Source organism: Micrococcaceae bacterium Sec5.1, assembly GCA_039636795.1.
Taxonomy (GTDB): Bacteria; Actinomycetota; Actinomycetes; order Actinomycetales; family Micrococcaceae; genus Arthrobacter.
The window spans coordinates 3082334-3102951 of record CP143430.1 but is presented as its reverse complement, the minus strand read 5'-3'; the positions used below and the strand labels follow the sequence as shown (position 1 = coordinate 3102951).

Annotated in this window: 21 protein-coding genes and 1 pseudogene; 8 read left to right on the top strand and 14 right to left on the bottom strand. The window is 62.5% G+C overall.

Going from position 1 to position 20618, the window contains the following annotated elements; translation table 11 throughout:
* Positions 1-15: 15 nt before the first annotated feature.
* The gene (gene polA, locus VUN82_14100; protein XAS74687.1) at positions 16-2658 is read right to left on the bottom strand and encodes a DNA polymerase I; all 2643 of its coding nucleotides are present in this window, start codon (positions 2656-2658) and stop codon (positions 16-18) included.
* A gap of 160 nt (positions 2659-2818) precedes the next feature.
* Here polA and VUN82_14095 point away from each other — a divergent pair, with 160 nt between their 5' ends.
* Positions 2819-3283, top strand: a complete 465-nt coding sequence (locus VUN82_14095) for a hotdog fold thioesterase (GenBank protein ID XAS70250.1) — start codon at positions 2819-2821, stop codon at positions 3281-3283.
* 52 nt (positions 3284-3335) lie between these two features.
* Here the strand turns inward: VUN82_14095 and VUN82_14090 are convergent, their stop codons facing one another.
* The 6 genes from VUN82_14090 to VUN82_14065 form a co-directional block, all read right to left on the bottom strand.
* Entirely contained in the window at positions 3336-3881 is a 546-nt protein-coding gene (locus VUN82_14090; GenBank protein XAS70249.1) for a dihydrofolate reductase family protein, read from the bottom strand.
* Positions 3882-3894: 13 nt separating this feature from the next.
* Positions 3895-4842, bottom strand: a complete 948-nt coding sequence (locus VUN82_14085) for a hypothetical protein (protein ID XAS70248.1) — start codon at positions 4840-4842, stop codon at positions 3895-3897.
* A complete protein-coding gene (locus tag VUN82_14080) occupies positions 4839-5828 on the bottom strand; it encodes a hypothetical protein (GenBank protein ID XAS70247.1) in 990 nt (329 codons plus the stop codon). The genes VUN82_14085 and VUN82_14080 overlap by 4 nt, the downstream gene beginning before the upstream one ends.
* Positions 5829-5920: 92 nt before the next feature.
* Positions 5921-6142 (bottom strand): hypothetical protein, encoded by a 222-nt coding sequence (locus VUN82_14075; protein ID XAS70246.1) that lies wholly within the window; start codon positions 6140-6142, stop codon positions 5921-5923.
* On the bottom strand, positions 6139-7344 hold the full coding sequence (locus VUN82_14070; protein ID XAS70245.1) for an anion permease: 1206 nt from the start codon (positions 7342-7344) through the stop codon (positions 6139-6141). The genes VUN82_14075 and VUN82_14070 overlap by 4 nt, the downstream gene beginning before the upstream one ends.
* A 179-nt stretch (positions 7345-7523) precedes the next feature.
* Positions 7524-8030 carry an HAD domain-containing protein gene (locus VUN82_14065; protein ID XAS70244.1) on the bottom strand — a complete coding sequence of 169 codons (507 nt, stop codon included), beginning with the start codon at positions 8028-8030 and terminating at the stop codon, positions 7524-7526.
* 131 nt (positions 8031-8161) lie between these two features.
* Between VUN82_14065 and kynA the strand changes: the two genes are divergently transcribed.
* From kynA to VUN82_14050, 3 genes are read left to right on the top strand one after another with little or no spacing between them, the layout of a single operon-like run.
* Positions 8162-9031, top strand: a complete 870-nt coding sequence (gene kynA / locus VUN82_14060; protein XAS70243.1) for a tryptophan 2,3-dioxygenase — start codon at positions 8162-8164, stop codon at positions 9029-9031.
* A gap of 36 nt (positions 9032-9067) precedes the next feature.
* Positions 9068-10306, top strand: coding sequence for a kynureninase (gene kynU, locus VUN82_14055; protein ID XAS70242.1), 1239 nt, complete (start codon positions 9068-9070; stop codon positions 10304-10306).
* A complete protein-coding gene (locus VUN82_14050) occupies positions 10303-11166 on the top strand; it encodes a PaaX family transcriptional regulator C-terminal domain-containing protein (protein XAS70241.1) in 864 nt (287 codons plus the stop codon). The genes kynU and VUN82_14050 overlap by 4 nt, the downstream gene beginning before the upstream one ends.
* Here the strand turns inward: VUN82_14050 and VUN82_14045 are convergent.
* The 7 genes and pseudogenes from VUN82_14045 to VUN82_14015 form a co-directional block, all read right to left on the bottom strand.
* Complete coding sequence (locus tag VUN82_14045; protein ID XAS70240.1) at positions 11153-12493, bottom strand: MFS transporter; 1341 nt, start codon at positions 12491-12493, stop codon at positions 11153-11155. The two genes, VUN82_14050 and VUN82_14045, sit on opposite strands and share 14 nt — an antisense overlap.
* Before the next feature lie 30 nt (positions 12494-12523).
* The gene (locus tag VUN82_14040) at positions 12524-12814 is read right to left on the bottom strand and encodes a Dabb family protein (protein ID XAS70239.1); all 291 of its coding nucleotides are present in this window, start codon (positions 12812-12814) and stop codon (positions 12524-12526) included.
* A pseudogene (locus tag VUN82_14035) lies at positions 12811-14199 on the bottom strand (FAD-binding protein). The gene VUN82_14040 and the pseudogene VUN82_14035 overlap by 4 nt, the downstream one beginning before the upstream one ends.
* A complete protein-coding gene (locus VUN82_14030; GenBank protein XAS70238.1) occupies positions 14175-14468 on the bottom strand; it encodes an FAD-dependent oxidoreductase in 294 nt (97 codons plus the stop codon). Before VUN82_14030 ends, VUN82_14035 begins: the two are co-directional and overlap by 25 nt.
* Before the next feature lie 36 nt (positions 14469-14504).
* Complete coding sequence (locus tag VUN82_14025) at positions 14505-15290, bottom strand: SDR family oxidoreductase (protein XAS70237.1); 786 nt, start codon at positions 15288-15290, stop codon at positions 14505-14507.
* Between the two features lie 173 nt (positions 15291-15463).
* Positions 15464-16258 (bottom strand): IclR family transcriptional regulator, encoded by a 795-nt coding sequence (locus tag VUN82_14020; GenBank protein ID XAS70236.1) that lies wholly within the window; start codon positions 16256-16258, stop codon positions 15464-15466.
* Between the two features lies 1 nt (position 16259).
* On the bottom strand, positions 16260-16991 hold the full coding sequence (locus tag VUN82_14015) for a GntR family transcriptional regulator (GenBank protein ID XAS70235.1): 732 nt from the start codon (positions 16989-16991) through the stop codon (positions 16260-16262).
* 99 nt (positions 16992-17090) lie between these two features.
* On the opposite strand from VUN82_14015, the gene VUN82_14010 reads away from it, so the two are divergent.
* From VUN82_14010 to VUN82_13995, 4 genes are all read left to right on the top strand, one after another.
* Positions 17091-17327 carry an MFS transporter gene (locus VUN82_14010; protein XAS70234.1) on the top strand — a complete coding sequence of 79 codons (237 nt, stop codon included), beginning with the start codon at positions 17091-17093 and terminating at the stop codon, positions 17325-17327.
* Entirely contained in the window at positions 17324-18244 is a 921-nt protein-coding gene (locus VUN82_14005) for a BadF/BadG/BcrA/BcrD ATPase family protein (GenBank protein XAS70233.1), read from the top strand. Before VUN82_14010 ends, VUN82_14005 begins: the two co-directional genes overlap by 4 nt.
* Positions 18245-18284: 40 nt before the next feature.
* A complete protein-coding gene (locus tag VUN82_14000) occupies positions 18285-19355 on the top strand; it encodes an SIS domain-containing protein (protein ID XAS70232.1) in 1071 nt (356 codons plus the stop codon).
* 85 nt (positions 19356-19440) lie between these two features.
* Entirely contained in the window at positions 19441-20610 is a 1170-nt protein-coding gene (locus VUN82_13995; GenBank protein XAS70231.1) for a DUF2092 domain-containing protein, read from the top strand.
* Positions 20611-20618: the final 8 nt, after the last annotated feature.

The window sequence follows — 20618 nt, the reverse complement described above, 5'->3', positions numbered from 1 at the left end:
CGAACGTGCGGGCTACTAGTGGCCGGCCTCGTACCAGCTGGACCCTACGCCGAGCTGGACGTCCAACGGGACTGACAGCTCAGCAGCAGTCCCCATTTGCTCTACGACCAGTTTTTCGACGGCGTCGCGCTCTCCCGGTGCCACCTCCAGGACGAGTTCGTCATGGACCTGGAGGAGCATCCGCGATTTCAAGCCCTGGCTCGCAAGTTCGGCTGAGACGCCCAGCATTGCCCGCTTGATGAGGTCGGCGGCGGAACCCTGGATGGGCGAATTAAGCGCAATGCGCTCGGCTGCTTCCCGGGCCTGACGATTGGTGCTGGTGAGGTCCGGGAGGTAACGGCGACGACCTTCAATGGTGGCCGTGTACCCGTCCACCCTCGCCTGATCCACAACGCCCCTGAGATAGTCACGCACACCGCCGAAGCGATCGAAGTAGTCCTTCATCAGCGTCCTGGCCTCATCCACCGAAATTTCCAGCTGCTTTGAGAGGCCAAACGAGGTCAGTCCGTAAGCCAGGCCGTAGGACATCGCCTTCACCTTGGAGCGCATCGCGCTGGTGACCTCGGCAGGAGGGACATTGAAGATCCGCGAGCCCACGAAGCGGTGCAGGTCCTCGCCATCCCTGTAGGCCTGGATCAGCGCCTCGTCACCGGAGAGGTGGGCCATGATGCGCATTTCAATCTGTGAGTAGTCAGCAGACAGAAGGCATTCATACCCCTCGCTGACCACGAAGATCCCGCGGACCCGGCGGCCTTCTTCACTGCGCACCGGGATATTTTGCAGGTTGGGGTTGTTTGAGGAGATCCTGCCCGTGGCGGCGATGTTCTGCGCGTAGGTGGTGTGGATGCGCCCGTCATCCGCGACGGACTTCTTGAGGGTTTCCACCATCTGGGCGAGCTTTGAGGATTCGCGGTGGGCCATGAGCTGCACCAGGAACTCGTGGCCGGTCTTTTCCAGCAAGCCCTTCAGGGACGCGGCGTCGGTGGTGTAGCCGGACTTGATCTTCTTGGTCTTGGGAAGTCCAAGTTCCTCGAACAGGACGGTCTGGAGCTGCTTGGGTGATCCCAGGTTTACCTCATGACCGATTGCCGCAAACGCCTGTTCCTGGGCGTTCTCGATCACCTTGGTGAGGTCCGCAAGCTGTTCGTCCATACGGTCCGTGGAGACGTAGATACCGGTCAGTTCCATCTGCGCCAGGACGCGGGATACCGGAAGCTCCAGCGTGGTCAGCAGGGCGTCGGCCTTGATACCGGCAAGTTCCCTTTCGAAGTGCTTGCTGAGGGCATGCACGACGGCGGCCTGCTGGACGAGCGCTGCGGCCGCGGCTTGGTCGCTGCCTCCCGTGAGGTCCAGCTCCAACTGCCCGGCGGATGCGGTCACAACGCCCAAGGAGATCTTGAGGTGGACCTGGGCGAGCTCCGGGAGGTCGTAGCTGCGGCGGTCCGGCTGGATCAGGTATCCGGAAATCGACGTGTCATCCACAACGCCTTCCAAGCCCAGACCACGGTTGTGCAGGGCCTTGAGCGCGGCCTTGAACTCGTGCACCACCTTGGCTTCTTCAGGGTCCCGGAGCCAGCTGGCCAGCGCCGACTCGGCTGCTGAATCCAGCCCGCTGAGCTCGATGTAGGCAGCGCCATTGTTCCGGACCACAGCCAACGCGCTGGCATCCTCGCCGATACGGCCCTGGACAGGCTGGATGGCTATCGCGGAACGAGTGCCGGAACCGGCGCTGAAGAAGGCCTCAAGCTCAGCGGCGCCCTGGAGTGTGACAAACTCGGGGGCTTCGATGGTGTCCGGGGCAGCACCGGTGGTGTCGTCGCCGTAGAGATCGAAGAGCCGGGGGCGGAGCGTACGAAATTCCAGCTCCTCGAACAGTTCCTCGATGGCGCGGCGGTCGGGGCGCGGCTCGTGGAGGTCCTCCAGCCTGACGGGCAGTTCGAGGTCTGTCAGCAGCTGGTTCAGCCTGCGGTTCCGTTTGACGTTCTCAAGGTTCTCCTTGAGCGCTCCGCCCACCTTGCCACCGATTGCGTCAAGGTTCTCCAGGATGCCCTCCAGGCCACCGTAGAGGTTGATCCACTTGGCGGCGGTCTTTGGCCCCACGCCGGGTACGCCCGGAAGGTTGTCCGCCGATTCGCCCACCAGGGCAGCCAGGTCCGAATACAACGCGGGCTTGACAAAGTACTTCTCTTCGATCGCCGCAGCATCCAGCTTGGGGATGTTGCTCACGCCCTGTTTGGGGTAGAGCACAAAAACGTTGTCGTTGATGAGCTGGAAGGAGTCCCTATCGCCCGAGACCAGGAGGACCTCAAAGCCGGCGGCATCCGCCTGGGCCGCTAGGGTGGCCAGGATGTCATCAGCTTCGTAGCCGGGCAGAGCAATGGTCTTGATTCCCCACGCCTCCATAACCCTCGCGATGAGGGCGATTTGGCCCTGGAACTCCGCGGGCGTCGCGTTACGGCCGCCCTTGTACTCGCTGTACTCGGCCTTGCGGAAGGTGGTGTCGTCAGAGACATCAAACGCTACGGCGACGTGCGTGGGCTTCTGGTCCTTGATCAAGTTGATGAGCATGGAGGTGAATCCATGCACGGCGTTGGTGTACTGGCCTCTGGCAGTAGAGAAGTTTTCAGCAGGGAGGGCGTAGAAGGCCCGGAACGCCATGGAATGGCCATCCAGGACCAGCAACCTGGGCCGGCCCTCCCCCGTGGTGCTGGGTGAAGCGGTGGAAGAGGGGGTGGGTGCTGTTGCAATGGCAGCAGCTTGGGCCGTTGGAACCTGGTCCGGTTTGGTTGTTTCACTCACAGGTGCCAGCCTAGTTGGCATGATGGACAATTTCACGCCGAACCGGTTTGTCGACGAGCTGAACGAGGCAGGTGTGCCCGAAGAGTTCCATGATTGGCTTTCCGGGCATGGCGTTGGCTCCCTTGTGGTGAAAATGGGTATTCGGTTTACCGAGCTCAGTGCCGAACGCACTGTGGCAACCATGCCTGTGGAAGGGAACACGCAAGTAGCCGGCATCCTTCACGGCGGAGCCCACGTGGTCCTCGCGGAAACCCTGGGCTCATTTGCTGCGTCGCTTCACGCCGGCAGAGGGCGGCACGCTGTGGGAATCGAAGTCGGCGCGACGCATCACCGCTCGATCGCCAGCGGAACGGTAACCGGCACGTGTACGGCGATCCACCTGGGCGGGACGTTGGCCACGCACGAGATCGTTATCACAGACGAAAAAGGCCGGAGGCTTTCAACTGCCCGGATTACCAACATGATCCGCAACAACCGCCACTGACCAACCAGCTACGGCCCAAGCAGCTACTGATCAACCAGCTACGCCGAATCAATTACACCGGCGGCATGCGGTAATGCAGTTCAGCCGCGGCCCCGCCAAGGATGCGCGAGGACAGCAACTCAAGTGGCGCCGTCGGACCCTTGAGCGGCAGCAGCCGCTTACCGGCGCCGAGCACAACGGGGATGATGGTGACGATCATCTCGTGGAGCAATCCGGCGTTGGCGAACTGGGCTACCAGGTCCCCGCCGCCCACCAGCCAGACGTTCTTGTCTCCGGCGTCGGCGAGGAGGTCCGGGGCGAACTCGCGCACATCCCCACGGACGAACGTGACGTTCGAACCGGCCGGAGCCGAATATTCATGGTGGGTGAACACCCAACAGGGGGTGTCGGGGTAGGGCCACTTGCCGGGCTCGTGCTCCATGAGCCAACGGTAGGTCTCGCCGCCCATGGCGATACAACCCACCCCTGCGAAGAAGGACTCATAGCTGCCGCTCACGCCTTCAACCTGGTCGAATTGCAGGAGCCAGCCGAGGTCGTCGTCCGGAGAAGCAATGAAGCCGTCGACGGTGGAGGCAACGTAGTACTGGAAGATCGACATGGCCCCAGACTAGTCAGTTGGCGTTGGCGTTCCCATACTCCACACGCACACTGCCATCATCGCGGAGTACCACCACCCGGCCCTGGGCAAGCGTCCATCCGTCGTTCAGTAGAAAGATTCTTCCGCCGCTGACCACCAGCAGTCTCAGGCCTGTGTACCGGTACAGCGGCACGGCATCTGTACCAGCTGACTCCTCATGGACGTTGGGCGCTGTCACGGCCAACCGCTCCTTGCTGTACACCACGGCTGTTGGCAGCAGACTGGACCGTTCCTGGTAATCGATGGCTGCGCCCCGCCCAAGGGCTTGCGCGTAATCGGACGTACCCCAGAAGAGAAGCAGGGTGACCAGGACAAACACCAGGGATCTCTCGAGCGAGCGCGGAGTGGTGGCGCGGAGTCCCCGTTGGGCCGGATCGGCGGCCCGCCGGCGCACGCTCAGTCCCCAAGCCCCCACAAGTAGGCCGGCCGCGATGAGGAACGGCGCATAGAGCAGGATCCGTTCCGGCTGGGTCACGATCGCCACCCACATCACGGCCGCGTAGGCGAAGCCAAGAACCAGCACTACCAGGGCGGCTCTTCGCAGAAGTGTCCGGTAGCGTGCGGCGCCCAGGAGTCGGGAAACCAGCCTATCCACCATGAGCCACAACAACCCGATCACCACGAGCCAGGCCAACGGCTGAAAGAGCGACTGGATACTCCGCAGGATAAAGTCCTGCACGGTATAACCGAACAGGCTGACGTCCAGGCCCATGGCTTTCGCCTGGGCATCCGTACGCGCCCAGCCGAAGTAGACCAACAACGCCGTGGCCACGGTGAGGGGCGGACCAATGACGGAGAGGACGTCCAGGGTCCGCTGCCAGCGGTTGTTGACCAGGCTCCGCTCCTCGGCTTCTTGTGACGCAGCGGGCTCCTGTGAGGCAGCGGACTCCTGTGAGGCAGCGGACTCCTGGGGGACGCTCATGGAGTTGCCGTTGGGGAGGCGCCAAAGGAAGGAATGGTTGGCGGGCCGCTCTGCGTGGGTCCATCACTTGGCCGGGTTCCAGGCGTTCCACCCGGGCCCGTGCTGGTGGGCGTGGAATCTTCATAGAAGAACGTCACGGTTCCGCTGATGTCCACGGTGTCCGTGATGGAGATGCGGACGGAGTCGCGGCCGTCGGACGGAGGCATCCTCAGGTATAGCGTTTCGTAATCCCCGCCGCCGGCAACTATTTCGGGAGCTGCCGGGACGCCGTCGAACAGGATGTCCCCAACCCTGACGTAATAGCCATCCAGCCTGACGACAGTTCCGCCTGTTCGGGGGCCGGAGGCACGTGCTGTGCCGGCCACTGGTCTCAGGTCGTTGTCTACCACCGTGAGGCCGCTCAAGTGCCGAGGGCAAGCTTCACCCGGGGCGGTCTCGGGCTTTAGTGGAACTCCCGGGTTGCTGCGGTGTTGGGCGATCGCAGAGGCTGACGTGGCGGCAACCGTGAATTCGAGACACTGGGTCTGGGGTATGCGCGGTGTGGCTGCTACGGCGTTCGAAGCCCGCTGCCAGTCCTGCTGGGAACCGCTTTGGAGTGCCTTGCAGACAGCGGCGCCCGCTTGCCAGACAGCAGCGTCTTCCGCACCTTCCAGGCTCTGGGCGAGGGCATCGCATTGGAATTGCTGCAGCAGGAGATAGCGCTGACCGGACGTGGGATCGTTGGGGCCCACCGGCCCAATGGGTACCCAACGCACCACGGGCGCTTCCGCCTGTGGAGCCCCGGGGCCGGCCGGACCGGCGGGCTGCCCGGCAGTGGGATCGACGGCGGTGGGAACCGCTGGTGCCGTTGCGGTGGTGGCGGGAGATGCCGGATTGGGAGAAGGACTACCTGGTGAGGCAGCGTTGGGAACGCAGGCAGAAAGTGCCAGCATCAGGACCGGAACCAGCGCCAGTCCGATGAGATGGCTTCGGGAATGGCACTTCATGACAGCCCCACATCTGCCGGATCACAATCACGCAGTGATGTAACTTCACTGCTGATTATTCTCCCGAAAGGACTTTGCTGCCAGAGAGGCCGTTACTTTCCGAAGTAGGGCACGATCAAGTAGATGCCGAACAGCACGGCCAGTCCGCAAACGCCGAAACATACGACGGCCAGGGAACGGATGAGTCCAGGCGACTTCTGCTGGGCGTCACCTGCAATTGCGGTGAGGCGTACTCCCAGGGAGTAAAGGACCACCAGTGTCACGGCAGCAACGAGCGTGACGCCGGCAACCTGAAGCAATTCCAGCCACTTCATCGCTGCACATCCTTGTTGTTGACGGACTTTCGGGTTTTCTTCTTCTTGCTGAACTTCACGGCGTGGCCGGCCTCTTCGACTTCCACTGCGTTGTGGTGGCCGACATGCGATTTGCGCGACGCAACAAACATGAAGACCACGGCGGCGCTACCTACGACGGCGGCAATGACCACGCCCACGACGCCGATGTTCACCAGCAGAGCGGTAAGTCCGCCCACGATGGCCGATGCCGGCAGGGTAAACAGCCAACCCAAAGCGATCTTGCCCGCAGTGCCCCAGCGCACGGAGGTGCCCTTTCGGCCCAAGCCGGAACCAATGACCGAGCCGGAGGCGACCTGCGTGGTGGAGAGCGCGAACCCCAAATGGGAAGAAGCCAGGATGGCGGAGGCCGTGCTGGTCTCCGCTGAGAATCCTTGAGCAGGCTTCACTTCGGTCAAGCCCGAACCCATGGTGCGGATGATGCGCCATCCGCCGGCGTACGTACCGATGGCGATCGCCAGGGCACAGGCGGTCACGACCCAGAACTGGGGACCGGATCCAGGCGCCTGCGTACCTGCGGCGATGAGGACCAGGGTGATGATGCCCATGGTCTTCTGGGCGTCATTGGTGCCGTGCGCGAGGGCGACGAGGCTGGACGTGAAGATCTGGCCTGTCCGGAAACCGCCGCGTTTCTGCGTGAGCTTGTCGCCCGTTTCCGGGTCATGGCGGGACGTCAGCGCATAGGCCAGGCGCGTGCAAAGGTATGCCACGGCGCCGGCGATGAGTGGTGCGAAGACAGCCGGCAGGATCACCTTCTGCAGCACTGTTTCAAAGTTGATGGAGTGTACTCCGATACCCACCACGGCGGCGCCGATGAGGCCGCCGAACAGTGCGTGGGAGGAACTGGAGGGCAGGCCCTTGAGCCAGGTGACCATGTTCCAGAGGATTGCACCCATCAGGCCGGCAAAGATGATGTCCGGCGTGATGTGGATACCGTCCGAGCCTTCCCGGATGAGTCCACCGGAAATGGTTTTTGCCACTTCAGTTGATAGGAACGCCCCAACAAGGTTGAGCACGGCAGCCAGGGCAACCGCCGTCTTGGGCTTGATCGCCCCCGTAGCGATAGGCGTAGCCATCGCATTGGCTGTGTCATGAAAGCCGTTGGTGAAGTCAAAGAATAGGGCCAACGCTATGACAAGCGCGACCATGAAGGTGATTTCCACCTGTTGCCCAATCTGCAGAGTCGACGTTCAGCAGTTCCACTTCCCCATACCTGCCATGCACAGCATAGTTCAGCCAATGTTCAGCTGACTGGACTTGCCGCACTCTATCCGGCGGGCTTGAAACCTTTAGAATCCTACGTGCCAACCACCGAGCCGACAAACATTTACCGGCGCTTCGCTCAACCGAGGAAGGTCCGGACCGAGGCAAGATCGCGGCGGGAGAGCCCCTTACGCGGATCCGGTGAGATGCAAAGCACACGGTCCTGGTGGTATTCGGCCCAGGAACGGGCATCTGACTCCTGGCCAAGTTGGTCGTCCAGCCATACGAAGCGATCAGCCCCAATCGCGGCCAGGTCCTTCTGGAGCGCGCCGAGTTTCCACCATTCCGGGCTTTGGTCCCAGCCCTGGCTGGAGAGGACAGGCCAGTCCTCGCCCTTCAGTCCAATGGCAGGGCAGAGGAACTCCGGGGCAAGGCGTTCCCAGGTGGTAAGCCAAACAAAACGGGCGAGGGGATGCTCCGAGATCTCGTTCAGTTCGGCCACTGCCTCCGGCGCGAACGCGACGTCAAGGATGCCGGCGTCGGCGATTTTCCACTCGCCGCCCCAATCAGTGACGCCTTGGGGTCCGAACGGGTTCACCACGCCGTCGACGTCCAAATATATGGACACCGGCATGTTGGAGGCCATGGCCGTCCTCCCTTCCCCCAGGTTCCGGTGTATCAAGCCCAGCGTACGGTACGGCGGAGAACTTCAGGGGAAGAACATACAAATCAAATCATTCTCTTGACGTTCGTCATGGAAGTGATAATCTCGAAGATATGGAAAAGCCCCCAGTCCATTCCCCCCAAAGTGTCCGCCACATTGAAGACTCTGTCCGCACCGATTTCCGGCATGCGATGTCCTATGGCGGCTATCTGGACCTGGACCACCTGCTCAGCTCCCAGCATCCGCTCAGCCAGCCGGAGCACCACGACGAACTGCTGTTCATCATCCAGCACCAGACCAGCGAGCTTTGGCTCAAGCTGGTCCTTCATGAGCTGCTGGAAGCCCGCAGGCTCTTTGACCTTGACAACCTTGGCAAGGCACTCAAGTGCATCGCCCGCGTCAAGGCCATCCAGCGCACCATGACCGAACAGTGGTCGGTCCTGGGTACGCTCACGCCTCGCGAGTATGCTCAGTTCCGCGGCTTCCTGGGCAGTTCCTCAGGTTTCCAGTCGTACCAATACCGTGGCGTTGAATTCCTGCTGGGCAACAAGAACCGTGGAATGCTGAGGGTCTTCGAAAGCGACCCCGAGGCACATGCCCTGCTCAGCAGGCTGCTGGAAGAGCCCACGCTGTATGACGCCTTCCTGGCGGTGCTCGCCCGCGCCGGATATGACATTCCGGCAGACATCCTTGAACGGGACACCAGCGAGCCCTGGACCTTCCGCAAGGATCTGGTCCCCGTCTTCCAGAAGATCTACGAATCGGACGATACCCAATGGGGGCTGTACGAGGCGTGCGAAGACCTGGTGGACGTCGAAGACAACTTCCAGGCCTGGCGGTTCCGCCACCTGCGTACGGTCCAGCGGACCATCGGGTTCAAGGTGGGCACCGGCGGCTCCTCAGGTGTCGACTTCCTCAAGCGCGCCCTTGATCTCACCTTCTTCCCCGAGCTGTACGCCGTCCGTACTGAGATCGGCAACTAAGCAAACACCCGGCCCACCACTCCCCAGGAGGGAAATATGACTACCGCCCAGCAGACCCAATGGCCAACGTCGGCCGAGCTGGACGCCGCAGATCCACTCGCCGCCCAGCGTGAGGCCTTCTACACGCCCGACGCCGGGCAGCTCACCTCTTATCTGGACGGCAACTCACTCGGACGCCCGTTGAAGGTAACTGCTGCCAGCCTGCAGTCGTTTGTGCAAGACGCCTGGGGCAGCCGCCTGATCCGCGGCTGGGACGAACAATGGATGGATGAGCCTACTCGCGTGGGCGACCGCATTGGCGAAGTGGCGCTTGGTGCGGCGCCGGGGCAGGTCACTGTGGGCGACTCGACGTCGGTCATGCTCTACAAGCTGATTCGGGCAGCCGTAGATGCCCAGCCAGGGCGTGACGAGATCATCATTGACCGCGACAACTTCCCCACGGACCGCTTCATCATCGAAGGGATCGCCAAAGAACGTGGGGCAAGCATCAAATGGATCGCGGCCAACCCCTCCAGCGGTGTCCGTGCCGCGGATCTCGACGGGCTCCTGGGCGAGCGGACCGCCGTCGTGGTTCTTAGCCATGTGGCTTACCGCTCGGGGTTCCTTGCAGACGCGAAGGCAATCACCGGCAAAGTACATGCTGCCGGTGCCCTCATGCTCTGGGACCTGTGCCATTCCGTAGGTTCCGTGCCGTTGGAACTTGATGCTTGGGACGTTGACCTGGCCGTCGGCTGCACCTACAAGTACCTCAACGGTGGTCCGGGCTCCCCCGCGTTCGCATATGTCAACGCCTCACGGCAGGACGTGCTCCAGCAGCCAATTTGGGGCTGGATGGGGGCGGACAATCCGTTTGGCATGACGGATTCCTACCGCCCCGCAGAGGGAATCCGCCGGTTCATCACGGGTACTCCTCCGGTTCTTGCCATGCAGCCAATCAACGACATGGTGGAACTGATCGCCTCCGTGGGCATGGATGCGGTCCGGGAGAAGTCCGTCAAACTAACGGAGTACGCGATTGCCCTCGCCGAAGAACTCCTGGTGCCACTTGGCGTGGAAATCGTGAGCCCCCGCGATGCTGCCGAGCGTGGCTCGCACATCACGGTGGACCACCCGCTCTTTGCCGACGTCACAGCCAAACTGTGGGAGCAGGGCGTCATCCCTGACTTCCGTCCCCCGCATGGTCTGCGCATCGGCCTGTCTCCCTTGAGCACGAGCTACGCCGAGGTTGAGCTGGGAGTGACCGCTATCCGCGACGCCCTCGCCGAACTGCTGTGAGTGCCGTCCTTGACGATATGGACTCCCGTCCCGGGAGTACCACATCGTTGCTGCGAACAGTCATCGGCTTGTACTTGCGGGAAGCCGGCGGATGGATGTCGGCCAAGGACATCGTCGTCCTCATGGAGGCCCTGGGCACATCCGGGACAGTGACCCGGACGGCCCTGGGCCGCCTCCGGAAGAAGGACGTGGTGCTGCAGGAGACACGCGACGGGATACCCGGATTCACCCTGACCGAGGGAGCGGCCACCATGCTGGCCCGCGGCGACCGCCGCATTTACAACCCCATCAGCATGTCACCGTCCGATCCATGGTGCCTGGTGTCCTTTTCGATTCCGGAGACCGAGCGGGAGAAGCGCCATCAGTTGCGGCGAAGGCTCCACTGGATTGGGTGCGGGACTGTGGCCGCCGGCTTGTGGATTTGCCCGGATACCCTTCGCGGCGAGGTGGAGGAAATCCTTGCCGACCTCGGACTCCGAGGGATGGCAACCCTCTTCGTCACGCAAACCCCACTGGTGGGCGGCACCCTCCAGGACGCTGCGTCAGCTTGGTGGGATTTGGATTCGGTGGCGGAGCTGCACAAGGATTTCATCCGGGAGCACGGCGCCGCGGTGCCTGAACCGGACAGCGACGGGATCGAAGCGACCCAGGGGGCCTTTGCCAGGTACGTCCAATGCATCGACCGCTGGCGGATCATCCCCTACCTCGACCCCGGGCTGCCCGGTACATTCCTGCCTGAAGACTGGCCCGGGGCCGAAGGCACTGCGCTGTTCAAACGGATTGTGGAGGCCTACGCGGAACCAAGCGCGGAGTTCGTGCGCCGCACCTTGGAGGGAAGCGCGATGGTTACTGTTTCCTAGCGGCCACCCCAAGCCAGTACGGCGAGCCGAGCTCGTCAATGGGCGTTCTTGCCGTTTCGCGGGAGAAGAAAGCTGCCACTGCTGCGATGAGCATGCAGAGGACCGCGAAGCCCGCGACAGGTAGCCAGCCGTCGTGGCCCTTACCCAGGAGGAGTCCGGCGATCAACGGTCCAAATCCAGCGACCACCAAACCAAGCTGGTTTCCCAAAGCCATGCCGGAATAACGGACCGGTGAGGCGAACAGCTCGGCGAAGTAGGCTGGCCAGATGCCGTTGAAGCAGGAATAGAGCAGCGTCATGTTGGCAAATGCTGCAGCAAAGACCAGCATGATGTTGCCGGTGGACAACGCGGCGAAATAGGCGAAGATCGTGACCGAGCAGCCGAGGGCAGCCGTCAGGAGAAGCGGCCTGCGCCCCACTCTGTCAGAGAGCTTCGCAGCCAAAGGCATCACGAACATCGACAATCCAATAGCTACGGCGTTCACCGTCAGGATCGATGCTTTGTCAAAGCCCGCCGATCCTGTGGCGTAGGAGAGGCCAAACACCGTGAATATGGTTTGCATGACGGACATGATGGACATGCCCACTACCCTGATCACGTCCCCGGACTGGAAGCGCAGGACCTCGCGGATCGGCATCGGTGCTACCGCTTGGCGGTCCTTTGCTTCCTCGAATACCGGCGTCTCGTCCAAATGTGTGCGCACCCAGTAGGCGATGGCCAGGACCACGATGGACAACCAGAATGGAATGCGCCAACCCCAGCTCATGAGTGCTTCAGTGGGCAACGCAGCTATTGGGATGAACACGAGCGTTGCGAGGACCATTCCGGAGGCGTAGCCGGTCATCACAAAACTGGTGAAGAAGCCACGGCGGCCCTCCGGGGAGTGTTCCAAGGTCAGGGTAGAGGCGCCCGCTGATTCCCCACCGGCCGAGAAGCCTTGTGCCAGCCGACCAATCACCAGCAGGATTGGCGCCCAAATGCCGATCTGGCTGTAGCTGGGCAGGAAACCGATGCCCAGGGACGCGGTGCCCATCACCCCCAGGGTGATGAGCAGGACCTTCTTCCGGCCCAGCTTGTCGCCGAAGTGTCCCATGACCATGCCGCCTACCGGGCGGGCAACATACGCGACTCCAAAGGTAGCGAATGCCCCGATGAGTCCCATTGCAGGGTCCTCGGACGGAAAGAACAACGGGCCGAAAACCAGGGCGGCAGCCGAACCGTAGATGAAGAAGTCGTAGTACTCCAGGGTGCTTCCCAGAAAAGAGGCGAGTGCGGCTTTTCGTGGGGTCTTACGCAGCGCTTGCGGCTGCCGGGTGGTGCTTAACATAGCGATTCTCCTTTGAATGGCAGGCCGGGCTTACAACTGAAAATCAACGGCGATGATCTGCTCGCTGTTGGGGAACGAGTACTTCTTCAGGGGCTCATGCAAGGGGTGGGTGTTGTAGACCTCGATGTCTTCCACGGCGTTGAAATCGGCCACAATGGCGTAGTCGAAGGATCGCCCGTGCTGGAGGATGTCCGGGCCGTGGGTGAGTGTCAACAGCCCAGGAACATTGCCGGCCATCCGGTCAAGGCCTTCGATCCAGGCGGCTTTGTCCAGCGCTGGGAAGTCAGGTTTGAACTTGAACAAGACCGTATGGCGGATCATGAGGCCACCTCGGCCGGGAGACCTTCGTATTCTGCCGTTTGGTTCGCAAGAGTCCTGCCCGCCAGGTATCCCATGGTCATGATGGGGCCCAGGGTTGCCCCCGCTCCGGGGTAGCCGGCAGCGTAAGCATTTTCCGTGGTATTTCCGGCAGCGAACAGCCCGGAGATGGGTTGCCCGTCCACGTCCAGAACCCGGGCGAGACCATCAGTGGCTACGCCTCCGTTGCTGCCGAAGGCACCGTTGACTACCTCCATGGCGTAGAACGGACCAGTTTGCAACGGCCCCAAGGAGGGGTTGGGCCACGGGCAGTCGTCGTCGCCCCAGTACTTGTCGTAGGCGCTTTCGCCACGACTGAAGTCAGGGTCTTCGCCTTTGACTGCGAATTCGTTGAAGCGATGGACCGTGGCTGCCAGATTCTCCGCAGGGACGCCGATCTTTCCGGCCAGTTCCATCAGCGTGGGAGCTTCGATCAAGTAGTCCGGCGTCGGCTGGCCCGCCCGGTGCGCCAGCACACCGTACCGCTCCAGGTAGCTGTGATCGAACACCACGTATGCAGGGGTGTTCAAGGTCTGGTTGTTGGGCGAATCCCAGGACTGCAAGCATCGGGCGAGGTCGTTGTAGTTTTGGGCCTCGTTGGCGAACCGTCGCCCGTGGCGGTTCACCATGAGCGAGCCTGGTCCTTGCCGTTCGAACCGGAGCAGTGTGCCAATGGGCGCGCCATCCCGGGTATCCCCCGTGATGGACATGGGAGCCCACCACGCCTCCCGGGTTCCGCGGGTTTGTGCCCCGATCCGCTGGGCCATCCTGAGTCCGTCTCCCGTATTCGAAGGGGGCGAGCACATAATGTACAAGCGCGATGCCAGGAGCGAGTCCGCCAAGGCCTTGTCCCATTCGAAACCGCCGGTGGCAAGGACAACGCCGTCATTAGCGTGGAAAGCCTCACCCGACTCGAGCCTTACGCCCACTACCCTGCCGTCGTCGTGCAACAATCGATCACCGCGCGCACCGACCACCAACGAGGCACCGTCGCGGACCAAGCTGGCCAGCAACATCGCGATGAGGGCCTGGCCCTTGGCCACGAGGCCGTCCTCTTGCCGCTGGTTGAGCTTCTCCCAAGGAAATTTGGTGAAAGCACCCCACGTTTCGTATTCCTGCATGGTGAAAGGTGCCCGGCCGTCGGAGCGGACATGCTCTGCCAGCCCCCCAAGTGCTTCACGAATGTTGAAGAGCTCAGGTTCAACTGTCCTGCCGCCTGTGACGGATCCGGGGAGATCCTGACGATAGTCCGGAAAGTTCTCCAGGAAGATGAAACGTAGTCCGCACTCGTCCTCGGTGAACCGGAGCATCGCGTCCCCGTAGTTCAACGCGGCATCCAGCAGTTCTTCCCTGCCTCGGCCCCGCGCGACGGCCCGGACGTAGCGGGCGGCGTCGTTCTTGGAATCGCTGAGCCGGCCGCACGGGCATGGTGGTTGTCAGCCACCCACAGCATGCCGCCGGACACTGCGGACGTACCGCCCAACAGTTGGGTCTTTTCAAGCACGACGACGGACTTACCGGCCCGTGCGGCAGTCGCCGCTGCGGTCAAAGCGCCTGCGCCGGAACCAACCACTACGACGTCATAGGTATCGGAACGTGTGCCGTTCAGGAATTTCATGATCATGCCTCTCTGGAAAACGATGGTGCGTGAACGTCAGACAGCTGTGTAGCCGCCGTCGATGACAAGCTCAGAGCCGGTGGTGAAACGGGATTCATCGGAGGCGAGATAGAGGACTCCGTAGGCAATTTCGTCCGGTTCGCCCTGGCGCGGTAGCGGGTTTCCGCCCACGAGCTGCTTGTAGTAGGCCTCGGGGCCGATATCGGACTGCTCAGCCGAGCGTTGGCTCATCCTGGTGTTCATGGAACCCGGGTGGATGGAGTTCACCCGGATACCGTGAATGCCGTAGGCTGCCGCATCGGACTTGCTCAGGAGCCGGACAGCACCTTTGGTGGCGTGATAAAGCGGGACATTGCGTCCACCGGTGATTCCGTGGATGGAGGAGAAGTTGATGATGCTTCCCGACTTCTTGTGGATCATCCCCGGGACGACATACTTGGTCATCAGCCATACGCCTTTGACATTGACGTCAAAAATGACGTTGAAATCTTCAAGGGTTGCAGTGTGGCTGGCTCCCGCTGGTCCGATGATGCCGGCAGCGTTGACCAGGACGTCCGGAGTGCCAAGGTCTGTGGTTACTTGCCGGACAGCCTCCGCGACGCTCGACTCATCGGTGACATCGACGTCGTACTCCTCAACTCCCGGGTGCCCGTGCCTGCTGCCCGTTCCTGCCCGGTCCAGGCTGGCGACCACTGCCCCATGGTCCGCCAGCAAACGGGCTGTTGCGCTGCCCAGGTCACCCCTGCCGCCCGTGACCACGGCTACCTTGCCGGCCACGCGGCGTGCCGTCCCTTCGGGAACTGAATGCGCTGCAGTCTCCATGAACAACTCCTCCTGCCGCGGGATTGCGGCTGCTCAACCATCGATTCGACGCAGGGCAGCACGGAATAGCCCGTTGGGGCTGAAAATTGTGGTTGCCGGGCGAGCTGCCCTGCTTGAACTCCACTCTTCCAGCGACCTGTGAGTGGGAACACAACGTTACCGATGAACGGGAATCAGATATTGCCGTTGCTCTGCCGCAAGGTTCGTTTTAGTTCGCCGCGCCACCCTAAAGCACGCGAAATGCCGCGGGCCGCTGTCATCAACACCGGCACGCGGATGGCCGCATTTTCTTCATTCCGCGGTACGACGACGCTAAGGGCTGCGACCACTGTATTGGAGCGGTCAAAGACGGGAACGGCGATGCCACTGGACTCCGGGACGATGATTCCAGGCATGGACGCGAAGCCCCGTTGGCGGATGCTTGCCAGATGGCGGCGCAGTTCAGCCGGATCGGTGAGCGTCGCGTCCGTAAACTTTTCCAATGGCCGTGACAGCAAGAGGTCCTGGTATGCCGCCGGAGAGTGGGCCAACAAGACCAGGCCGGAGGAAGTCCCGTGCACCGGAAGGCGCCCTGCGACCTTCGTGATATCCACCATGGAGTCCCTGGAGCCGATCCGCTCGATGTACAGGACTTCATCCGAATCCAGGATTCCCAGAGTTGTTGAATGCTGCACCACCGACTGGACGTCCTCCATGAACGGCAGCGCGGCTTCACGAAGGCCGACCATCCGTGAACATCTGGAAACGAGTTCCCAGAGCCGCGTACCTATGCGAACCTCGCTGTTGGTTTCCCTTTCCAGCAGCCCCTCCGCGAGCAGTTCATCGACCAAACGATACGTGGTGGTGACGGGGAGCCCGGACCGGCGGGCAAGACCTGCCACACTCATGGTCCGGTGTCCGTCGTCGAAAGCTCCAACCAAGCGAACGACGCGGCGGATTACGGATTCGCCCGATTGTGAGTTGGCCATTTCAGGAGCCGGACTTCACGCGTGAGACGAACCGGAAGCGGTCGCCGCGAAACGTGCTGCGCGTCCACTCGACGGGGACGCCTGCAGCGTCCCGTGCCAGGCGGTGGACCACCAGCAACGGTGCCCCCATTTCAATCCCGAGGAGCCGGACGTCCTCGGGCCCGGCAAGTGCCGTTTCCACGGTGTCCTCAACGTCGGAGATGTGGATGCCGTACATGTCGGCCAGGGCTGTATAGAGCGAACCGGCCTTCTCGAGGTTTGCCTTGAACCGCGGCAGCTTGCCTGGGAGGTAGGCGATCTCGTGGGCCAGCGGTTCGCCGTCGATTAACCGGATTCGCTCAAGCCGGGTGACAACAGCGCCGTCGTCGAGCCCCATGTGCGCCGCGACGTCGATGTCCGCCTTTGCTGTTGCAAGGGACAGAAGCTGCGAGTCGGGCCGAAGGCCTTGGTTCTTCGCGTCGTCGGAGAAGGACGTGAGCTGCCGCACGTGGGTGATCTTTGGCGGCGCCACAAACGTGCCGTGCCCTTGGATGCGGCCCAGTTTCCCTTCTGCAACCAGCTCGCTAATGGCCTGCCGAACGGTGGTGCGGGACGTATTGTACTTCTCAGCCAGCGCCCGCTCCGTTGGAATGAGCGTGCCCGGCTGCTCTCCGGCGATCGAGGCAAGCAGCTCGGTCTTGAGGAGGTAGTACTTGGGCATTGCCGGCGTGGCATTGGAGGACATATTGGACATCCTACTTGTAGACAACGTCATTGGTCTATGCCAATCTTGTGCAGGTTGGTCTAAACCAATTGCAGAGAAACTCCGAAAACGATAGGTGCCAATGTCCTGGTGGCAGCCTTCTTCCTGATCACGCTCCAGCGATTGGGTGGTGCGGGCACCTTCGCAGTGTTCGGTGTACTGGCTATTCTCGGCTTTATGTTTGTCCACAAGTTCGCTCCCGAGACGAAGGGCCGCCCCTTGGAGGAAATACAGCAGTACTGGGAAAACGGTGGGAAGTGGCCGGAGCCTGTGGCAGCCGGCCAGGTCCCCCCACAGGAAAACACCGAACTGGCGGCTAGCCGATGACGCCGGCAGTGTTGGGCCTTCATATTGGAGGTTCCAAGACACATGCTGTCCGTTCGGATGTGCACTCGGAGTCGGACTCGAGCCGGGGCGCGCAGGCAAGCGAGGCACCTCTGGAGATCACTGAGGCGAGCGCCAACCTGTCCTCAGTGGGTCATCAGGGAGCAGATGCCGTGCTGCGGCGGATCGCGGTTGCCGTCGGTGACGGTGTCGAGGCGGTTTGCGCAGGCGCCGCGGGGGCTGATACTCCTGCCAGCAGGGCAGTCCTGAGTGCTTTACTTACAGGGTATTTTCCCGGCGCCAGGATTGAGGTGGTCCATGACACCCGCATCATCCTCGCCGCAGCAGACCTCGACGCCGGAGCGGTCCTGGTCGCAGGCACCGGCTCGGTAGCTTGGGGCCGGAACCGGGAGGGACGGGAAGCGCGCAGCGGCGGCTACGGCTACTTGCTCGGCGATGAAGGCGGAGGCTATTCCGTGGTGCGTGACGCGGTCCGGGAGGCCTTGCGGGAGTATTACGCGGGGCTGGAACCCGGCACCATGGTCAGCGCACTCTTGGCTGCGACGGCGAGCGCGGACGCGCTGCAGCTCATGGATCTGTTCTATGCCAAGCCCGAGCCGGACCATTGGGCGGGCCTTGCCCCGCTGGTCCTGGACCTTGCAGTTGAGGGTGATCCTGCTGCGTTGCGGATTCAAGCCGAAGCGGCACATTCTCTGGCCACGTTGGCCAGGCAAGTACTGGGCGAGCTCGGATTGGACCTGCCGTTGGTGATGGCTGGCGGCCTTCTGGTCAATCAACAGCAGTTGGCGGGCGCTGTTGCCCGCAAGGTTGCCGTGGAGGATCCGTCGCTGATCAGGATCCAGAGCCAGGCGCCGGTGCACGGGGCCGTAAAGCTCGCACGGCAGCTGATCCAGCCCTGACTCCCAGAGATTTTGCCCCTTCGAACAACAGACAGGAACCATGACGATCACTCCTACCTCCCCAGACGTCTCGCACAATACTCCCGGCGTGAAGATGGCCCATGAGATCGGCGAGCAGCCCAAGGTTCTTGCCGGGCTCCTGGACTCAGGCCGGCGCCAGTTCGTGGCGATGGCGGACATCATCAAGAAGGCGAGCCCTCGGTTTGTCCTGCTGGCCGCCCGCGGCACGAGTGACCATGCGGCTTTGTACGCGAAGTACCTCATTGAAATCAGCTTGGGGCTGCCGGTTGGCCTCGCATCGCCGTCGACCCTCACCGCCTATGGCGCCACGCCCCAACTGGAGGGCGTGCTGTGGTTGGCGGTTAGCCAGTCCGGCGGCTCACCGGACCTGGTGGAGTCGACGGCGGCAGCTCGCCGCCTGGGCGCCCTCACTGTTGCGGTGACAAACTCGCCGGAGTCCGCGCTGGCTGGGGCGGCGGAGCATCACCTGGATATTCGGGCGGGAAGCGAAACTGCAGTTGCCGCTACCAAGAGCTACACGGCGCAGCTTCTGGCCCTGTGGTTGTTGGTTGATGCGTGGCGTGATGGGACGTTCGCCGACGCCGCGGGTCTTCCAGAGTGGGCCGCTTCCGTCCTTGCCGACGACACCGTGCTGGAGGTCGCTGGTGGTTACCGTTTTGCCGACCGCATCATCACCACGGGTCGTGGCTATTCCTACCCCACGGCGAGGGAAGGCGCCTTGAAGCTCATGGAGACCTCCTATCTTCCTGCCCAGGCATTCTCTGGCGCGGATCTGCTGCACGGCCCGTTCGCGATGATTGACTCGCAGCACCCTGTGATTGCAGTTGTACCGGAAGGAATCGGAGGTGCGGCGATGCGCCCGGTCCTGAACAGACTCTCGGAGCGGGGGGCGCACGTGTGCGTGGTGGGCGATCCCGCTGCCGCCCTTCCAGGCAGTTTGGTGCTTCCTTTGCCTGCGGGCGTTCCGGAGGAGCTTTCTCCTATCCTGCAGATCCTGCCCCTCCAGCGACTGGCGTTGCAGTTGTCGGTGGAGCGCGGCAATGATCCGGATGCGCCGCGTGGCCTGCTGAAGGTCACTGAAACCTGGTAGGCGCAGGAAGCAGCCAGGCGTAGTCTGGATTCATGCCTCTCACGTGTGGTGGTCGGTAGCAATGGCGCGGGCCAGGCAGCGGTGGTTGCCAGCTCTCCTGATTCCCCTTGCTTTGGCACTGGCGGCGCTTATTGGCTCCGTCCAGGCCGGCGCAACTGTCTCCCTGCCGCCTAAAACGGCCGACGAGATCCTGGCGATGATAGCCCGTACCGAGGTGCGGGCGTTATCCGGCACTGTGGTGCAAACTGCGGAGTTGGGGCTGCCTGAAGTTCCCACGGCTGGCCCGGGAATCGTGCCCGGAGCCACGTCGGCACTTGAGCTGCTCACAGGCTCGCACACAGCGCGGGTCTATCTGGACGGGCCCTTCAAGGCCAGGCTGCAGATCCTGGACCGGATGGCCGAACGTGACTTTGTGGTCAATGGCGGCGATGCCTGGTTCTACAACTCCGCGGACAACAGCGCAACGCACCTGAGCGTCCCTGTGCCGTCAAAGGCTGAGCGGAGAGGATCCGGGCCAAGCGAAACAGCCCGTCCTGACATTCCCACTCCGGAGGCGATGGCCAGTCACTTCTTGTCAGCCATTGATTCCAGCACCAAAGTAACTGTGGGAGATGCGTCCACAGTGGCGGGTCGCAGCGCATACCGGCTGAGCCTGCTGCCGCGCAGTGACGGAACCTTGGTTGCTTCGGTGTCGATCGACGTCGACTCCGAAACCGGTTTGCCGCTGGGCGTCGAGGTCCGCGCGAAGGGCCAGCCGGAGCCCGCGTACTCCCTTGCCTATACCGAAATAAACCTCACCGCTCCAGACGCGGCTTTGTTCAATTTCACTCCTCCTGCCGGTGCCACTGTCACGGAGAAGCCGGTCCCCATGAAGCCGGTGCCGCCTGCGATGGAAGGTCCTGCTGCCCCGGCACCGGATGCTCCCGTCCCAAGCCCCAATGAGCCAGCTACCACTGAGCCGGCTCCGACCCCGGATGCTGTTGTTCCAACTCCTGAGGGATCAGCCACTCCGATGCTCCCCCACCCCAGCCCTTCAGTGACCGGTGAAGGGTGGGACACCGTGATCGGCTTGCCCGCTGGAACGGCGCCCGCCGAACTCACCTCGAACCCGCTACTCGCCCAGGCCCTGCAACCCGTGAGTGGCGGACGAGCCTTGACTACCTCCTTGGTGAGCGTCCTCATTCTCGACGACGGCCGCGTGTTTGCGGGATTGGTGCCGTTGGACCGGCTGGAATCAGCCGCGACGGCACCATGATCGGCACC

What these genes read in the sequence shown, in the direction of transcription:
- polA (XAS74687.1), bottom strand. Translation starts at nt 2,658, where the DNA reads ATGGCGTTCCGGGCCTTCTACGCCCTCCCTGCTGAAAACTTCTCTACT.
- VUN82_14095 (XAS70250.1), top strand. Translation starts at nt 2,819, where the DNA reads ATGATGGACAATTTCACGCCGAACCGGTTTGTCGACGAGCTGAACGAG.
- VUN82_14090 (XAS70249.1), bottom strand. Translation starts at nt 3,881, where the DNA reads ATGTCGATCTTCCAGTACTACGTTGCCTCCACCGTCGACGGCTTCATT.
- VUN82_14085 (XAS70248.1), bottom strand. Translation starts at nt 4,842, where the DNA reads ATGAGCGTCCCCCAGGAGTCCGCTGCCTCACAGGAGTCCGCTGCCTCA.
- VUN82_14080 (XAS70247.1), bottom strand. Translation starts at nt 5,828, where the DNA reads ATGAAGTGCCATTCCCGAAGCCATCTCATCGGACTGGCGCTGGTTCCG.
- VUN82_14075 (XAS70246.1), bottom strand. Translation starts at nt 6,142, where the DNA reads ATGAAGTGGCTGGAATTGCTTCAGGTTGCCGGCGTCACGCTCGTTGCT.
- VUN82_14065 (XAS70244.1), bottom strand. Translation starts at nt 8,030, where the DNA reads ATGGCCTCCAACATGCCGGTGTCCATATATTTGGACGTCGACGGCGTG.
- kynA (XAS70243.1), top strand. Translation starts at nt 8,162, where the DNA reads ATGGAAAAGCCCCCAGTCCATTCCCCCCAAAGTGTCCGCCACATTGAA.
- kynU (XAS70242.1), top strand. Translation starts at nt 9,068, where the DNA reads ATGACTACCGCCCAGCAGACCCAATGGCCAACGTCGGCCGAGCTGGAC.
- VUN82_14045 (XAS70240.1), bottom strand. Translation starts at nt 12,493, where the DNA reads ATGTTAAGCACCACCCGGCAGCCGCAAGCGCTGCGTAAGACCCCACGA.
- VUN82_14040 (XAS70239.1), bottom strand. Translation starts at nt 12,814, where the DNA reads ATGATCCGCCATACGGTCTTGTTCAAGTTCAAACCTGACTTCCCAGCG.
- VUN82_14030 (XAS70238.1), bottom strand. Translation starts at nt 14,468, where the DNA reads ATGAAATTCCTGAACGGCACACGTTCCGATACCTATGACGTCGTAGTG.
- VUN82_14025 (XAS70237.1), bottom strand. Translation starts at nt 15,290, where the DNA reads ATGGAGACTGCAGCGCATTCAGTTCCCGAAGGGACGGCACGCCGCGTG.
- VUN82_14020 (XAS70236.1), bottom strand. Translation starts at nt 16,258, where the DNA reads ATGGCCAACTCACAATCGGGCGAATCCGTAATCCGCCGCGTCGTTCGC.
- VUN82_14015 (XAS70235.1), bottom strand. Translation starts at nt 16,991, where the DNA reads ATGTCCAATATGTCCTCCAATGCCACGCCGGCAATGCCCAAGTACTAC.
- VUN82_14005 (XAS70233.1), top strand. Translation starts at nt 17,324, where the DNA reads ATGACGCCGGCAGTGTTGGGCCTTCATATTGGAGGTTCCAAGACACAT.
- VUN82_14000 (XAS70232.1), top strand. Translation starts at nt 18,285, where the DNA reads ATGACGATCACTCCTACCTCCCCAGACGTCTCGCACAATACTCCCGGC.